The organism is Rahnella victoriana (assembly GCF_021276285.1).
Classification (GTDB): domain Bacteria; phylum Pseudomonadota; class Gammaproteobacteria; order Enterobacterales; family Enterobacteriaceae; genus Rahnella; species Rahnella victoriana.
On the sequence record NZ_CP089919.1, the window covers coordinates 4,297,356 to 4,313,131 of the forward strand.

General features: G+C 53.6%; 16 protein-coding genes. 7 read left to right on the forward strand and 9 right to left on the reverse strand.

Annotated features, from left to right (window positions below; translation table 11 throughout):
- Positions 1-111: 111 nt before the first annotated feature.
- The gene (locus tag J9880_RS19715; protein WP_232769821.1) at positions 112-1,812 is read left to right on the forward strand and encodes a methyl-accepting chemotaxis protein; all 1,701 of its coding nucleotides are present in this window, start codon (positions 112-114) and stop codon (positions 1,810-1,812) included.
- Positions 1,813-1,909: 97 nt separating this feature from the next.
- On the opposite strand, the gene dsrB is transcribed toward J9880_RS19715, so the two are convergent.
- The 6 genes from dsrB to J9880_RS19745 form a co-directional block, all read right to left on the reverse strand.
- Positions 1,910-2,107, reverse strand: a complete 198-nt coding sequence (gene dsrB / locus J9880_RS19720; RefSeq protein WP_015697634.1) for a protein DsrB — start codon at positions 2,105-2,107, stop codon at positions 1,910-1,912.
- 394 nt (positions 2,108-2,501) lie between these two features.
- A complete protein-coding gene (cspE, locus tag J9880_RS19725; protein ID WP_013575246.1) occupies positions 2,502-2,711 on the reverse strand; it encodes a transcription antiterminator/RNA stability regulator CspE in 210 nt (69 codons plus the stop codon).
- A 298-nt stretch (positions 2,712-3,009) separates the two neighbouring features.
- Positions 3,010-3,960 carry an ion transporter gene (locus J9880_RS19730; protein ID WP_095921741.1) on the reverse strand — a complete coding sequence of 317 codons (951 nt, stop codon included), beginning with the start codon at positions 3,958-3,960 and terminating at the stop codon, positions 3,010-3,012.
- An 81-nt stretch (positions 3,961-4,041) separates the two neighbouring features.
- A complete protein-coding gene (locus J9880_RS19735) occupies positions 4,042-4,380 on the reverse strand; it encodes a hypothetical protein (protein ID WP_095921740.1) in 339 nt (112 codons plus the stop codon).
- A gap of 103 nt (positions 4,381-4,483) precedes the next feature.
- Complete coding sequence (locus J9880_RS19740) at positions 4,484-5,542, reverse strand: NAD(P)-dependent alcohol dehydrogenase (RefSeq protein WP_095921739.1); 1,059 nt, start codon at positions 5,540-5,542, stop codon at positions 4,484-4,486.
- 206 nt (positions 5,543-5,748) lie between these two features.
- On the reverse strand, positions 5,749-6,759 hold the full coding sequence (locus J9880_RS19745; protein ID WP_095921738.1) for an AI-2E family transporter: 1,011 nt from the start codon (positions 6,757-6,759) through the stop codon (positions 5,749-5,751).
- 557 nt (positions 6,760-7,316) lie between these two features.
- Here J9880_RS19745 and J9880_RS19750 point away from each other — a divergent pair.
- Genes J9880_RS19750 through J9880_RS19760 form a run of 3 tightly spaced genes read left to right on the forward strand, consistent with a single transcriptional unit; the run spans position 7,317 to position 9,988 of the window.
- Complete coding sequence (locus J9880_RS19750; RefSeq protein ID WP_015689851.1) at positions 7,317-8,006, forward strand: DUF969 domain-containing protein; 690 nt, start codon at positions 7,317-7,319, stop codon at positions 8,004-8,006.
- Entirely contained in the window at positions 8,003-8,953 is a 951-nt protein-coding gene (locus J9880_RS19755) for a DUF979 domain-containing protein (protein WP_095921736.1), read from the forward strand. Before J9880_RS19750 ends, J9880_RS19755 begins: the two co-directional genes overlap by 4 nt.
- A 12-nt stretch (positions 8,954-8,965) precedes the next feature.
- Positions 8,966-9,988, forward strand: a complete 1,023-nt coding sequence (locus J9880_RS19760; protein ID WP_232769822.1) for a DUF2891 domain-containing protein — start codon at positions 8,966-8,968, stop codon at positions 9,986-9,988.
- 22 nt (positions 9,989-10,010) lie between these two features.
- On the opposite strand, the gene lpxA is transcribed toward J9880_RS19760, so the two are convergent.
- Positions 10,011-10,799 (reverse strand): acyl-ACP--UDP-N-acetylglucosamine O-acyltransferase, encoded by a 789-nt coding sequence (gene lpxA, locus J9880_RS19765; protein WP_229920957.1) that lies wholly within the window; start codon positions 10,797-10,799, stop codon positions 10,011-10,013.
- Positions 10,800-11,159: 360 nt separating this feature from the next.
- Here lpxA and J9880_RS19770 point away from each other — a divergent pair, with 360 nt between their 5' ends.
- Together J9880_RS19770 and J9880_RS19775 are read left to right on the forward strand one after the other, a co-directional pair.
- On the forward strand, positions 11,160-12,791 hold the full coding sequence (locus J9880_RS19770; protein ID WP_232769823.1) for a phosphoethanolamine transferase: 1,632 nt from the start codon (positions 11,160-11,162) through the stop codon (positions 12,789-12,791).
- Between the two features lie 91 nt (positions 12,792-12,882).
- A complete protein-coding gene (locus tag J9880_RS19775; protein ID WP_232769824.1) occupies positions 12,883-13,053 on the forward strand; it encodes a hypothetical protein in 171 nt (56 codons plus the stop codon).
- Here J9880_RS19775 and J9880_RS19780 read toward each other — a convergent pair.
- A complete protein-coding gene (locus tag J9880_RS19780) occupies positions 13,048-13,947 on the reverse strand; it encodes a LysR family transcriptional regulator (protein WP_232769825.1) in 900 nt (299 codons plus the stop codon). The two genes, J9880_RS19775 and J9880_RS19780, sit on opposite strands and share 6 nt — an antisense overlap.
- 143 nt (positions 13,948-14,090) lie before the next feature.
- On the opposite strand from J9880_RS19780, the gene J9880_RS19785 reads away from it, so the two are divergent.
- Positions 14,091-14,600 carry a phenolic acid decarboxylase gene (locus tag J9880_RS19785; protein WP_232770493.1) on the forward strand — a complete coding sequence of 170 codons (510 nt, stop codon included), beginning with the start codon at positions 14,091-14,093 and terminating at the stop codon, positions 14,598-14,600.
- 83 nt (positions 14,601-14,683) lie between these two features.
- On the opposite strand, the gene J9880_RS19790 is transcribed toward J9880_RS19785, so the two are convergent.
- The gene (locus tag J9880_RS19790) at positions 14,684-15,697 is read right to left on the reverse strand and encodes an alpha/beta fold hydrolase (protein WP_095921730.1); all 1,014 of its coding nucleotides are present in this window, start codon (positions 15,695-15,697) and stop codon (positions 14,684-14,686) included.
- Positions 15,698-15,776: the final 79 nt, after the last annotated feature.

Genomic DNA, 15,776 nt, shown 5'->3' on the forward strand with positions numbered 1-15,776 from the left:
ATGGCGTTTTTTTCGTCACGGCCGGACTTGCCCGCTGGCAATGCCTTTATCGCTGTCACTGATCGCCCGGAACAGGCGGTCTACAGGATCACCAGAGCGGAACAAAATAAAATGGATACTCCTACACTTTTAAATACCAGAACCTCTTTTATCAGCAATATTCGCCTTATCACCCTGATCAGCCTGATCCTCACCGGGATACTTTTCCTCTTTGCGGTTTCCATCGGCACCTCCGGTTTCTTCTTAAAGCAAAGTAACGCCGCCCTGGCCAACGCGACGCAGGAACTGCAAATCCGCCTGGCGCTGTCCAACAGCTCTAACCATCTGCGCACCGCGCGGTTACTGCTTATTCAGGCCGCTGCCGCCGCGCGTATCGGCGATCAGGATGTGTTTAAACAGAACCTGACTGACGCCGCCAGCCGCATCAAACAGTCGCAATCGTCCTTTGATACCTACATCAACCGGCCCAATAAAACCGATAAAGACCGGGCGCTGGATGAGCCGCTGAAAGTGGCCTACAGCGCGTACCTGACCAAAGGTATGACGCCGATGCTGGATTCCGCACAACAGGCCCATTTCGAGGAAGTGATTTCTCAGGAAGCCGAAACGGTGCGCGGTCTGGATCTGGCCAATAACGTGCCGTTGCTGGCGGCGATTGCCTATCGCACCGAAACCGCCAATGCCATCAATGATAAAGCGCAGCGTAACGCCGTTCTCGGTTATACCCTGATGGGCGGCGGTTTCCTGCTGGCGCTGGTGCTGACCTTCATTACTTATCTGGTGATGCGCAAAGTTATTATTAATCCGCTGAACAGGCTGGTGACCCGCATCCAGAAAATTGCCGAAGGCGACCTGACACAACCGGCGCAGAGCAATGGCCGCAATGAGATCGGCGTACTGAGCAGTAACGTGGAGCAAATGCAGACGTCGCTGGCTTCCACCGTGCTGACCGTGCGTGAAGGCGCAGTGTCGATCTATCAGGGTTCGACGGAGATTGCGTCCGGTAACACCGATCTTTCTTCCCGCACCGAGCAGCAGGCCGCCGCGCTGGAAGAAACCGCTGCCAGCATGGAACAGCTGACGGCGACGGTGAAACAGAATTCCGAAAACGCCCATCACGCCAGCAAACTGGCCGCTGACGCCTCCGGTAAAGCGCAGAAAGGCGGCAATATTGTGGCGAACGTTGTCACGACTATGGATAAGATTTCCCGCAGTTCGACCAAAATCGCCGAAATCACCAATGTGATTAACAGCATTGCTTTCCAGACCAATATTCTGGCGCTGAACGCCGCCGTGGAAGCCGCCCGCGCCGGGGAACAGGGTCGCGGATTTGCCGTCGTTGCCAGTGAAGTACGCAATCTGGCGCAACGCAGTGCGCAGGCCGCGAAAGAAATCGAAGCGCTGATCGAGGAATCCGTCGATTACGTCGGCGAAGGCAGCATTCTGGTCGGTGATGCGGGCGATACGATGTCTGAAATCGTCACCGCCGTCGGCCATGTGACCGACATTATGGGCGAAATCGCCTCGGCGTCGGACGAACAAAGTCGCGGGATCAGTCAGGTCAGCCAGGCGGTCTCAGAGATGGATGGCGTGACGCAACAAAACGCCTCGCTGGTGCAGGAAGCGTCAGCGGCAGCCGCGTCGCTGGAAGAACAGGCCGCACGTCTGACGCAGGCCGTGGCGGTATTCCGTCTGGACAACAGTACGCGAAGTGCCGCGCCACAGCGTCCGGCGGCATCACGTACCCTACCCGCGCCGGCATCCCGCTCACCCCAAGGTGTCAGCGGGCACCCTGACTGGGAAACCTTCTGATCCTTCATCGCGCCTTTTTATCAGGTGACAGGCAAAAAAATACCGGTGGCAATCTGATTGCCCCGGTATTTTTTTATGCGCAGAGGGTGCGAAAACGTTACTCCGAACCTTCGCGCGGTTCGACGAAGGTGCCGTCTTTGGTGTCGCCTTCATTGAAGAACCAGATACCTGCCGGATAGTCTTCCAGCGACACCAGATACATGACGCCTTCGTAAAATTCCTCTACGGCTAAGACTTTACCTTCGCGGCGTGGTCCGCCGTCAGTTTTTACTGTCACAAGATCATTAACTTTCATCAGGTTATCCCATGGTTTTCAATTAGGTATAGTGTAGTACAGACCGCCGTACAAAGGCATGGCAGAAAGGAAAAGTTAACCCGAAAACCCTAAAATAACCCTGCGTGATGAATTTGCATTTTCTTAACACTTTGACGCCAGAATCCTGACTTTCATTTCTTTTATACTGACAGCGTGCTCACCCCCGAGGGAGTACAAAATGAATGTCATAAGAAATATTTTTGCCCGCCACTATGCGGGCTTTTTTTTGTCCTTTTGTCAGGTTCCGGGGGAAATCCGTCAGCCCCTCACAAAAGCACACCGGTCAGTTTGACAAACAACAGACGTAAAAAAACCCGCGCATGCGGGTTTTTGTCATCTTTACGTTTATCGCTGAAACAGCGGTAAAGCAAGATTAGATAGCGGTAACGTTAGCCGCAGACGGACCTTTAGCACCGTTCTCGATAGTGAACTGTACGTTCTGGCCTTCAGCCAGGGTCTTGAAACCTTGATCCTGGATAGCGGAGAAGTGTACGAACACATCTTTGCTGCCGTCAGCAGGAGTGATGAAGCCAAAGCCTTTAGACTCGTTAAACCACTTAACCTGACCTTTCATCATTGACATAGGAATTACCTTTTAAAAATAAATTTCGCCACCATGGGCATGTTATAGCCGGATTTCAGTCGTTACTTATGGAGGCACTAAGAAGGAAATTCGTCAGAGCAGGGTTATCATGGATAACGCTTTAAATTGGAACAACTTTACTCAGGATGTCGTGCATAAATAGGTCTGTACCACAGGCCGGTATGTATTTACTCATGACTGCCCTTTAATAGCAACTCTTTTTAACGCAAAGCCACGGTAAACACCAAAAATAGTCGAAATATGTACCAACCAGTACAATGAATGAGCAATTATCAGGCTATTTTTCAACAGGTTGGGAATTATCTGCCGCCAATACCGCGCCGCAATGCGCGCAAAATTTTGCATCTATTTCATGGCCGGAATGCAGACAAGTCTGACAAGAACGGGCAGCACGCCCTTTTTCTAACTCTTGTGACATATAAGCCGTCAAAATTCCGGTCGGTACCGCAATAATGGAATACCCCAGTAAAATGAGCACCGACGCCAGCATTCTCCCCAGCGCCGTATGCGGCGTAATATCGCCATAACCGACCGTGGTCAGTGTCACCACCGCCCAGTACACCGAGGCACCCAGCGAGGTGAATCCGTCCTTGCCGCCTTCCACCGCAAACATCAGCCCGCCGAACAGACACAATATAATGGCCACAAAGCCGAAGAAGATGCCCAGTTTGCGCCGCGCACGCATCAGGCTGCGCCACAAAATCCCGGCGTCATTCATATAGCGCAGCAGCTTGAGTACCCGCAGCACGCGCAATACCCTCAGCAGACGCACCAGCACCACCAGGTCCGGCGACACGGCGACCGAAGGCAACAGCCAGATGATATACATCGGCAACACGGTACACAGGTCGATGATGCCGAAGAAACTCAGCGGATAGCGGATTTTTCGCGGCGAGGAAATAACCCGCAGCACATATTCCACCGTGAACAACACGGTGAAGGCCACTTCCATCAGGCCAAAGCGATACAGGATATCCGGTGTATCCGGGAAGAGATCGCTGGCGCTCGATTCGATGAACAAAAACAGCACGCTGAGCAGCGAGATCACAATCCAGAATGTTTCCATCCGGCGGCCGCTGCGGGTGCGGTGTTCAAATAAAAGGGCATAGCATTTGCGTCGTGCTGACGCGAAGAAGCGGTAATCCTGGGCCATATCCGGTACCGGCAGAAGAGAATACTGGCAAGAATAGACGCTTTTGGCCGCCACGCCTACGGGGAAAAAGTCCATAAAAAAACACCGGTCACAGGGTGTATTCTGATACACGATGTGACCGGTGTTCACTGGCCGGAAGTCAGACTGAGCGGCGCGTTAATCCATTAACTCAGACACGGCGTGACGGACATAGGCCGTGATTTGCGCCACGTCGTCAGCATCTGCGCTGCCGCCGCCAATCGACCGTACGGTATTTTCCAGATGGCCGATGTCCTGCTCAACTTTCTTCGCAATCTGCACTTTCACAATGGTGTCGACTGAAGAGATAAAAGCCCGCATGACGGCTTTCAGCGCGAAAATCTCACCGAAAGAGTCGTACGCAGGTTTGTCAGCAGCCGTTGTCTGCGCTGCCCGTGGTGGCAAGTTTTTCAGGCTGTCCACATGTTCAATCATCAGATCCATGTCTCTGATGAGTTCATCAAAACTCTTAGCCACTGGTTTTCCTTCGCCCGGCGAAAGGCAGCAGGATACCACCGCGCTTTCAAGGGGAGAAGTCACCGAAACGTGTAAAGCACAAATTTCGGCTCAACACGCCCTGTCAGGCATTTTTCAGCGAAGCCATATCCACCACAAAGCGGTATTTCACGTCGCTTTTCAGCATACGTTCATACGCGCCGTTGATGTCCTGCATGTCGATCATTTCCACATCACAGGAAATGTCATGCTCAGCACAGAAATCCAGCATTTCCTGCGTTTCAGCGATACCGCCGATCAGGGAACCGGCAACGGTTTTACGGCCACCGACCAGTTTGCCACTGTGCAGCGCAGGTTCGATTGGCTCGATCAGACCGACCAGAATATGCGTACCGTCGCGTTTCAGGGTTTCCAGATACGGATTCAGGTCATGCGGATTGGGCACGGTGTCCAGAATAAAGTCGAAGTGGCTTTTCACGGCAGCCATTTGTTCCGGGTCGGTAGACAGCACAACGTGGTCAGCGCCCAGACGGTAAGCTTCCTGCTCTTTGCCTTTGGAACGGGTGAACAGTGTCACATCGGCGCCCAGTGCTTTCGCAAATTTCAGGCCCATGTGCCCTAACCCGCCCAGACCGACGATAGCCACTTTATGGCCTTTACCGACTTTCCAGTGTTTCAGCGGTGAGTACGTCGTGATACCGGCGCACAGCAGCGGTGCGGCAGATTTGATGTCCAGTTTTTCAGAAACGCGCAGCACGAATTTTTCAGAAACCACGATTTGTTCGGAATAACCGCCGTAGGTCATCATGTTGTCATGACGATCGTGGCTGTTATAGGTCATGGTCGCGCCTTCTTCACAGTACTGTTCCAGGTTTTCCGCGCAGGACTCACAGTGCTGACAAGAATCGACCATACAGCCGACACCCACGGTATCGCCGACATTAAAGCCGGTCACTTTCGCGCCAACCTGTTTCACGCGGCCAATGATTTCATGCCCCGGAACCATCGGATAAATACTCTGATGCCATTCATTACGCGCCTGATGGATGTCGGAGTGACACACACCGCAGTACAAAATGTCGATCACAACGTCGGTATCACGCGGGTCACGGCGAACAAAATTATGAGGCGCAAGAGGCGCATCCGCTGAAAGGGCAGCGAAACCACGAACGTTAAGCGTCATTTTTATCTCCTGATTGGATTACGGAATACTTCATGCCCGCAAAAAGGCAGGCACCCGTAAAGTATGACGGCTTAAGATGACAAACAGATATAACGATTCTCGCGATTGCTTGCCTGAATCTGTTTTTTTCAGGATGTTTAAGGGAGATCGTACAGAGACCAGACAGTGGCGCCATGAACCTCACGGCGCCACATTTTCAGAAAGGATTAAATCAGACCTGCTTCTTTCAGTTCGCTTTTCAGATAGGCGTAATAGATAGGTGCAGCCACCACGCCAGGGATACCGAACGCCGCTTCAAAGACCAGCATCGCCAGCAACACTTCCCAGGATTTCGCCTTGATACGGCTGCCGACAATCCGCGCATTGAGGAAGTATTCCACTTTATGAATGATGATCAGATAGGCCAGTACCAGCGCCCCGACCCACAGGGATAGCGACAAGCCGACAATGAAAATCAGCGTATTGGAAATCAGGTTGCCAATCACCGGTAACAGCCCGCAGACAAACGTCACCACCACCAGCGTTTTCGCCAGCGGCAGATGAATGCCGAACAGCGGTAAAATGCCGAACAGGAAAATGCCCGACAGCACCGTGTTGATTAATGAAATCTGGAACTGGGCGAAAACCACATTGCGGAAGGCTTCGCCCAGCAGATGCATCCGCTGCAACAGCTCTTTTTTCAGCGGCGCGTGCAGCTCGCCTTTTCGCGGTTGCTGAAGCGAAATGATCGCCCCGAGGATCATGCCGATGATCATCGTGAGGAAAACATGCGCGGCGTTCTTGCCCACAGCCTGAATCATCACGATATGCTCGCGCAGCCATTGCAGGAAACTGCGCTGCAACTCTTCAATATTGGCGGGCAGATAATGCAACAGCACCGGCGACAGGCGGCTTTGCGCATCCGTCAGTAACCGCGACACCATCGCATTAAAGGCCACCGGATTGCGCATATCTTCCATCAGGAAATCGGCAATACCGGCAATGGCCAGCGTCAGACAACTGATGACCAGCGTGCCGATAATCGCCACCACCAGCCAGCGGGCACGTTCGCCGCTGATGATTTTCTGAAAGTACGGCGTGAGCGCATTAATGAGTTCAAACACTAAAAAACCGGCGATAAAACATGCCAGTAAATGAAGAGGAAGAATCAGTAACAGCCCGCTCATCACAATCAAAACACTGAGCCAGCGAATTTGATTCGATCTCATAATCTGCATTGCCTGTATCCTTAAATCTCTGAGTACCAGGTCTTGCCCTGGCGCGGCTGACATCATAGCACCGAACCTCAGCGCGCAATCTCCCTGTCACCTAAACAGGTAAGAAAATTTTGACAGTGAGGCTGCGTCTTCTGACCTCCCCGGTGAACAGCGGATAAAGAAAATCCGAGAGTGTGGGGAAGAGTCTGTCTGAATTAAGCCGCGAGAAACTGAAGAGAACGAATAATCCGTCTTTGCTTATCTTTAATTGTTCCGCTCAGATGGCCGGGTTATTTATTCTGATATTCCAGCCGCTGCCTGTCAGATTCACCACAGATATTTCCCGCACCAGTGAGATATATTGCCAGATTACACCCCGCCAAATTTAAAGAATAATTTCCTGTGACCCGCCATGTGTTTGCGTCTTGCGTTCACCGTTTACGCTTGTTACTTTCCGCCTCACACTTTTATTTATACGCATCTGTTCTATGTAATAACCCGCAGTTATTACCGGCGTATAGACAGACGTGAAATCCATAAAAAAATAAGACAAACGCAACATTATTGAGGGACAGACTATGTGGGTTTTAATTGGTATTCCGATCGTCGTGCTGGGTTTTGCACTGCGGTTTAATCCATTATTAGTGGTCACCGTTGCCGGTATTTCTACCGGTCTGGCGGGCGGCATGCATACCATCGATATCATCAGTGCTTTCGGTAAAGCCTTTACCGATAACCGCTATATGGGGCTGATCTGGCTGACCCTGCCGGTGATCGCCATTCTTGAGCGCAGTGGCCTGAAAGAACAGGCGCGGCATCTGATCTCCAAAGTCCATGCCGCCACCACCGGCCGCGTGCTGATGCTGTACTTCTTCCTGCGTCAGATGACGGCAGCTCTGGGCCTCAACTCGCTGGGCGGTCACGCGCAAATGGTACGCCCGCTGATCGCGCCGATGGCGGAGGCGGCGGCGACCACCAAATACGGTGATTTGCCGAATGATGTGCGCCAGAAAATTCGTGCACATGCGGCTGCGGCAGATAACGTGGCGGTATTTTTCGGTGAAGATATTTTTATCGCCGTGCAATCCATTTTGCTGATTAAAGGTTTTCTGGAGCAATACGGTATTAATGTGGAGCCGCTGCACCTTTCTGTCTGGGCGATCCCGACCGCCATTGCCGCACTGATTATTCACTTTATTCGTCTGTGGTTGCTTGACCGCTCACTGGCTAAACGTTTTGACGTTCACCACGGGAGCACCGCGAAATGATCACCTTACAAACGGTCTATATTCTGGCGGGCCTGATGTTCTGCGCCTACGCGTTCTTTAATGTGCGCGATAAATCTAATTCACGCCGTTATGTTAACGCGCTGTTCTGGGGCATTTACGGGGTGACTTTCCTGTTCGGCGCTGAGCTGCCGCATTTTGTCACCGGCTGCATGGCGATTTTGCTGGCGATCATTGCCGGTACCGGAAAACTGGGCAAAGGCAAAACCGACAGCGAACAGCCAGCGTTAGTGGAAAAACGTGAAGCTGGCGCCAAACGCTTTGGTAATAAGCTGTTTATTCCTGCGCTGATGATCCCGGTGGTCACCCTGATTGGCACCCTGACGCTGAAATACACGCCGCTGGTGGAAGCCAAAAACGTCACCCTGATTTCACTGGTTCTCGGCACGCTGGTCGCCTTCTTCGTGGCGCTGATTATGCTGCGCGATTCGCCGGTCAAAGCCGTCAAAGCGGGCGGACAAACCATGGATACCGTCGGCTGGGCAGCGATTTTGCCGCAGATGCTGGCCGCCCTCGGCGCATTGTTCGCGCTGGCAGGCGTCGGTGGCGTGGTGTCGGATCTGGTCAAAAACATCATTCCGCTCGGTTCGCCGCTGGCGATTGTGATCGCCTACACCTTCGGCATGGCGCTGTTCACCATGATCATGGGTAACGGTTTTGCCGCGTTCCCGGTGATGACCGCCGGTATCGGTCTGCCGCTGATCGTCAATCAGCTTGGCGGAAACCCGGCGATCATGGGCGCGATCGGCATGTTGTCCGGTTTCTGCGGCACATTAATGACCCCGATGGCGGCCAACTTCAACATCGTGCCCGCCGCATTGCTGGAGTTACAGGATAAAAATGGCGTGATCAAGGCGCAGTGGAAAACCGGCGTCCTGCTGTTACTGGTTAACACCGCCTTTATGTATTTCTTTGTGTTCCGTTTCTGATAAGGAAAGCCGATGACGACGCAACAGAGCACCACCCTGACGCCGGAAATGGCGTCACGTTTTGCCTCACTGGCGCTGAACCATTTAACGCGGGAGTTTCCGAACAAGCTGATGCATGCCATGAGCAGCGAGGCTGACGCCCGGACACCGCGCCAGCTGCACCCGATTTTTTATGGCAGCTACGACTGGCATTCCTGCGTGCACGGCTACTGGCTGCTGCTGCGCCTGCTGGATCGTTTTCCGCAACTGCCGGAGGCGGAAAAAATCATGGCGGTGATCGGTCAGCATTTCACCCCAGACAATGTCGCCGGAGAAATGGCCTATCTGCAACAGCCGCAGCATGTCGGATTTGAAAGGCCATACGGCTGGGCATGGTTTCTGGCGCTGACGCAGCAACTGCATGAAATGGCCTTGCCGCAGGCAGCGGAATGGGCGAAAACGCTGGCACCGATGAGCCGGTTCTTTGAAAAAAGCATGGCGGAATTTTTGCCCAAAGCCACGTATCCGCTGCGCGTCGGCAGCCACTTTAATACGGCCTTTGCGCTGGCGTTAACGCATGATTACGCCCGCAGCGTGAAGCATCACACACTGACCGCGCTGATTGAAGAAACGGCCCTGCGCTGGCATCTCGGGGATGTACATTGTCAGGCGTGGGAACCGGGCGGCGATGAGTTCCTTTCGCCGTCGCTGATGGAGGCCGAACTGATGCGCCGCGTGTTGCCGGGCGAGGCTTTTGTGACCTGGTTCGGGCGCTTCCTGCCGGATCTGGCGCACAGCCAGCCTGCCACGCTGTTCACCCCCGCCACGGTCACCGACCGCAGCGACGGCAAAATCGGCCATCTCGACGGGCTGAACCTCAGCCGCGCCTGGTGTCAGCGTTCGCTGGCTTCGGCGCTGCCGGCGGGTGATCCGCGCGTCGCGCTGCTCCGTCAGGCCGCCGAAGCTCATCTGCACAGCGCGCTGGACCATCTCGACAGCACGTATATGGGCGAGCACTGGCTGGCGACCTTTGCGCTGCTGGCGCTCGACGCCTGACCGCCAGCCCTTCCTCCTTCCGTCAGCGCACAATCCCGCGCGCGGAATGGAGGAAGAATTCATTGAAGTGGCACAGTAACGGGTATTCCACGCTGAGCCGCTCAATTTCCGCTTTTACCTCCTCCACCGCCGCCTGCTGGTGATACAGCAAATCGTACAGATAGCGGATCACATTTTGCTGCGCGGCATCTGCCTGCCGGAAAGCGGCGGCCTGTTCATTGATGCCTTTCGGCACGGCACGGTTGCCGCCCGCCAGCACAAACGGCGGCACATCCTGCACGGCACAGGTGCCGGTCAGCAAATGTGAACCGGCCCCGACGATACAAAACTGATGCACCGCGCACATCGCGTCAATCCGGGCATCATCCCCCAGCATCACATGCCCGGCCAGACCGCTGTTTTCACCGATTACTGTCGCGTTCCCTACCTGACAGTCATGGCCGATATGTACGCCGCGTGCAAAGACATTGCCGTGACCGATGCGGGTCATGCCACCGCCCTGCGCGGTGCCGCGATGCAGTGTGGCGTGGCGACCAATGCGGTTGCCGTCGCCGATTTCCAGCCCGGTCGGTTCTCCGGCGTATTTCAGATCCTGACTGACTTCGCCAATCGACGATCCCATATCGATCTGGTTATCTGCCCCTATTTTGGTGTTGCCGTTGATGACGACATGGGAGGCAATGCAACTGCCTTCGCCGATATGCACACCGGCGGAAATGAAACAGAAAGGCCCGATCACAACGTGCGGGCCGATAATGACGCCGGGTTCAATGATACTGCTGGCCGCAATTGTGGCCGAAGATGAAATCAACGCAGACATCCTTCTGACAACCGGCAGGCTGTCAGTGGTGAATTAACCGGTCAGGATTAATCAGGGGAAGGTCAAAATGAGCGGAGAAAAACGCACTCAGAGAGGTATAAACGATTGATGGTTTTTTGTTCACGGTCATCGCTATGCCGCACAGCATAAGGCTTCCGGCCCGCAAACCCTGCCTCTTATATTTTATTTATTTTCTGAACCTTTTCAGAACGCCGTGAGCACGAATCGCTAAGGCCAGACGCACTAAGGCTTTCTTAAGCTTCAGTCACTAGGATACCCAACAATTCATTTACCCACGTTATGTTTACCTCTGCGTAACCCCGGTTATCGTCATCCTGTTGGGAGTCGTCATTGCGCTATTTATTCCCGAAAGTCAGCTACTTTAAGCTGAATTTGCTCCTTAGCCTGTATTTCACTTTCGTTGTTAACCTGCCAATTTTGTTACATTTTTACCGCATCCTGCATGCGTTACCGGCGTACAACCTGGCCTTTGCCATGACCATTCCGGTGGTGCTGTTTGCGGCACTGAACTTTGTCTTCACCCCGTTCAGTTTCCGCCCGCTGCTTAAGCCTTTCTTTATGATTGTATTACCGGTCAGTGCGCTGGCCAGTTTTGCGATGATGACTTTTCAGGTGGTCTTTGATCGCGGCATGATTGAAAACATTCTTGAGACGCAGTCTGCGGAAGCCGGTTCGTATCTGAATATTAAAGTGGTGTTGTGGTTGGTGTTCACCGGCATCCTGCCAGCGATTTTGCTGTTTTTAACCCCGGTCAGCTACGATAAAACACCTTTGCGCCGCCTCGGTGTGCGTCTGGTTTCGATGGTGATTTCGCTGCTGGTGGTCGCTTCGGTGGCCGGTATTTTCTACAAAGATTACGCCTCCGTCGGCCGTAATAACCGCACCCTGAATCTGGAAATCGTGCCGACCAACTATCTCTACAGCGCCTTCCAGTACATGAATCACCGGTATTTCACCGCTAAGATGCCGTTCCGCACCCTTGGCAACGATGCAAAACAGGTGCAGCAACCGGGGCAGAAACCGAATCTGGTGTTTCTGGTGGTGGGAGAAACCGCGCGGGCGCAGAACCAGTCATCTGACGGCTATGCCAAACCGACCAATCAGTACACGCAGGCCATTCCCGATGTGGTGTTCTTCCATAAAATGACCTCGTGCGGCACGGCCACGGCGATTTCTGTGCCCTGCATGTTTTCCGACATGAAGCGCACGGATTACGATGCCAACCGGGCGCGTAACAGCGAAGGGTTGCTGGATATCCTGCAAAAGGCCGGGGTTTCTGTCTTCTGGAAAGACAATGATGAAGGCTGTAAGGGCGTTTGTGACCGCGTGCCGAACGTGACGATTGATACCCAAAAAGACGGTAAGTATTGCGATGGCGAGACCTGTTATGACATGGCGCTGATGCAAAATATCGATGACGATATCAAGCCGGACGGCAAAAATACCCTGATCGCCCTGCACCTGATCGGCAGCCACGGCCCGACCTATTACAAACGTTATCCGCCGTCGTTCCGCAAGTTCACGCCCGACTGCCCGCGCAGCGACATCGAAAACTGCTCGCAGGAACAGCTGGTAAATACCTACGACAATACCCTGCTGTATACCGATTACATGGTGTCGCAGGTGATTGAGAAGGCGAAGCAGTATCAGGATAAGTACAACGTGGCGGTGATTTACCTGTCTGACCACGGTGAGTCGCTGGGTGAAAATGGCCTGTATCTGCATGGCACGCCTTACCGCGTGGCGCCGCCGCAGCAGACCCATGTGCCGATGCTGTTCTGGTTGTCCGAAGGGTATCTGAAGGCGCAGGGCATCGACCTGTCCTGCCTGAAAGCCAACGCCGCCACTAAGGATGTGTCGCAGGACAATCTGTTCCACACCGTACTGAGCGCGATGAATGTGCAGACTTCAGCACGCGATCCACAACTGGATATTCTGGCGGGCTGTCGCGCTGCGCGATAAAACCTGAACAATTAAAAAAAAGCTGTCCGTTTTTATTCCGCTTTTGCGGGCGTAAGTTAGTTTTACACCCGCTAACGCATGGAGAATAAAAATGGACAGTCTTGAAACAGACCTTAAAAACCTCGAAAAGATGTTTATCCGCAGCGATAAACAGGACAAAACCCCAAAAACCGGTTTACGCCGCTGGCTGTATATTCCGGTGGAAAAAAGGATGCAAATCCTCCGTGACCTGATGCAGCCTTATGCCCGCAAAACCTTATAAATGGGGTGTGCCGCACTCCGACAGAATACTTTTTGACAGCGCGCTGATGGTTTTATCATACCGCTCTGATTCATTATCCATCACCATATACAGCGCCGTTTGCCTCACCGTCCGGGCGGATAATGCCAGACGGCTGAGCAAACCGCTCTCCAGCGCGTTTTCCACACTTTCCAGCGGGACCCACCCGTAACCCACCCCGACCGCAATGGCTTCTGTCGCCGCGCCGACCGTAGTAAATGTCCAGCTGGCCATGGTGCCCGACGGGGGATTTTCACCGGGCGGGGAATGCCGGTCAGCCACGCTGATCAGCGGAAAACGCGCCAGATCCTCCACAGTCAGCGGCACAGGAAGGCTCATCAGCGGATGATCACTTTTCGCCACCGGCACAAAATCCACATCCAGCAGGAAGCGCCCGTGGATGGCGTGTTCCGGCGCCAGCGTGGTGATATACAAATCCGCCGACCGTTCCCTGAGTTGCTCAATACTTTCTCCGCGCAGAATTTCCGTCAGATGCACGCGGGTATCCGGAAACTGACTCTGGAAATTTTTCAGCGCGCGGAACAAGCGGTTTTTCGGAAACACGCTGTCGACCACCAGACTCAGTTCGGTGCGTGTGCCGTCTTTCAGCCCGGCGGCGCGATGTTCCAGTTGCAGGAAAGCCGAGATCAGCGGCGCGGCCTGAGTCAGCAAAGCGCGCCCCTGTTCGGTGAGCGTGGCCTTGCGTCCGCTGATTTCCAGCAACGGCAGGCCGAGACGCGTCTGTAAGCTGCTCAGGGCATAACTGACCGAAGACTGACTGCGGTTCAGCACTGTCGCCGCCTGCGCGAAACTCCCCTCCTCAATCACCGTCTGTAATACGACCCATTGTTCCAGTGTGGTACGTGGCAGTGCCATAACGTCGGTTCTCCCGATAATTATCCCATCGGAATTTTAGATGATTTTCATCTGAAATCAGCGTTTTTTTATCCGTTTTTTAGCGCGTACTATTCTCTTTATCGAAACAACAGGTTTCACCCCACACTGAGTTAAGGAGAATAATAATGAGCAACTTTGATAAACATGACCTGAGCGGTTTCATCGGCAAACACGTGGTTTACACCTATGACAACGGCTGGAACTATGAAATCTACGTGAAAAACGCGCAGACCCTGGATTACCGTATTCACAGCGGCCTTGTCGGTAACCGCTGGGTGAAAGACCAGCGGGCGTATATCGTGCGTGTGGCCGCCGACGTCTACAAAATTTCGTGGACAGAACCGACCGGCACCGATGTCAGCCTGATTGTGAATCTGGGTGATAACGTCTTCCACGGCACCATCTTCTTCCCGCGCTGGATCATGAACAATCCGGAAAAAACCGTCTGCTTCCAGAACGATCACATTCCGCTGATGAATTCCTATCGCGATGCCGGACCGGCGTATCCGACCGAAGTGATCGACGAATTCGCCACCATCACTTTTGTGCGTGACTGCGGTGCGGATAACGACACCGTGATTGATTGCGCGGCCAGTGAGTTACCGGCTAATTTCCCGGACAACCTGCGTTAACCGTGTAAGCGCAGACATAAAAAAAACCGCAGTCCGACCAGGCTGCGGTTTTTTATGCTGCGGATTTCAGACGGAAAGGCGTCTCAGCGTGCCAGCGTTTTCAGCAGCGCCGCATTGAATTTCTCCGGCTCTTCCATCTGCGGTGCGTGACCGAGACCTTTAAATTCAATCAGTTTCGCATGAGGGATCAGTTTTGCGGCCTGTTTACCCAGCACCTTGTAATGGCCGATTTTGGCTTTCACCGCGGGCGGCGCAATGTCACTGCCAATCGCCGTGGTGTCTGACGTGCCAATCATCAGCGTGGTTGGCACACGCAGATTTTTGAATTCGTAGAAGACCGGCTGGGTGAAAATCATGTCGTAGATCAGCGCGGAGTTCCACGCCACCAGCTTATGCCCCGGCCCGTTATTCAGCCCCGCCAGCATATCCACCCAACGGTCATATTCCGGCTTCCACTTGTTCACGTAATAGGTTTTCAGCTCGTATTGCTTAATACTTTCGGCAGAGGTTTTCAGCTCACGGTCATACCACTGATCCACCGTGCGGTACGGCACGCCTTTGGCTTTCCAGTCTTCCAGCCCGATCGGGTTGACCAGCACCAGTTTTGAGACTTCCGGTGCGAACATCAGGCTGTAGCGCGTCGCCAGCATCCCGCCTGTAGAATGCCCGACAATCACGGCTTTGGTGATCTTCAGGCTTTTCAGCAAATCATGGGTATTGGTCGCCAGTTGCTGGAAGCTGTACTGATAATGGGAAGGTTTAGTTGATGAACAAAACCCGACCTGATCCGGCGCGATCACGCGGTAACCGTGGCTGACCAGCGATTTGATGGTGCCCCCCCAGGTGGCGGCGCAGAAGTTTTTCCCGTGCATCAGCACCACCGTCTGGCCGTTTTTGCGACCAGCGGGTGAAACATCGAGATAACCCATTTGCAGCGGCGCGCCCTGCGAGTTAAAGGAAAATTGCTTCAGCGGATACGGATAGTCAAAACCCTGTAACTGCGGCCCGTACGTCGGGGCATCGGCAGCCACAGCAGCCTGACTGGCGGAAAAGGATAAAACAGCGGCACAGAGAAGCAGTTTAAAACGGGGAAGCATCGGATTGTCCTGGTGGTGTTCACTGAACAGACGGCGTAAAGCCTTATGCTACAAACTTTACGCCGTCAGGAAAACCACT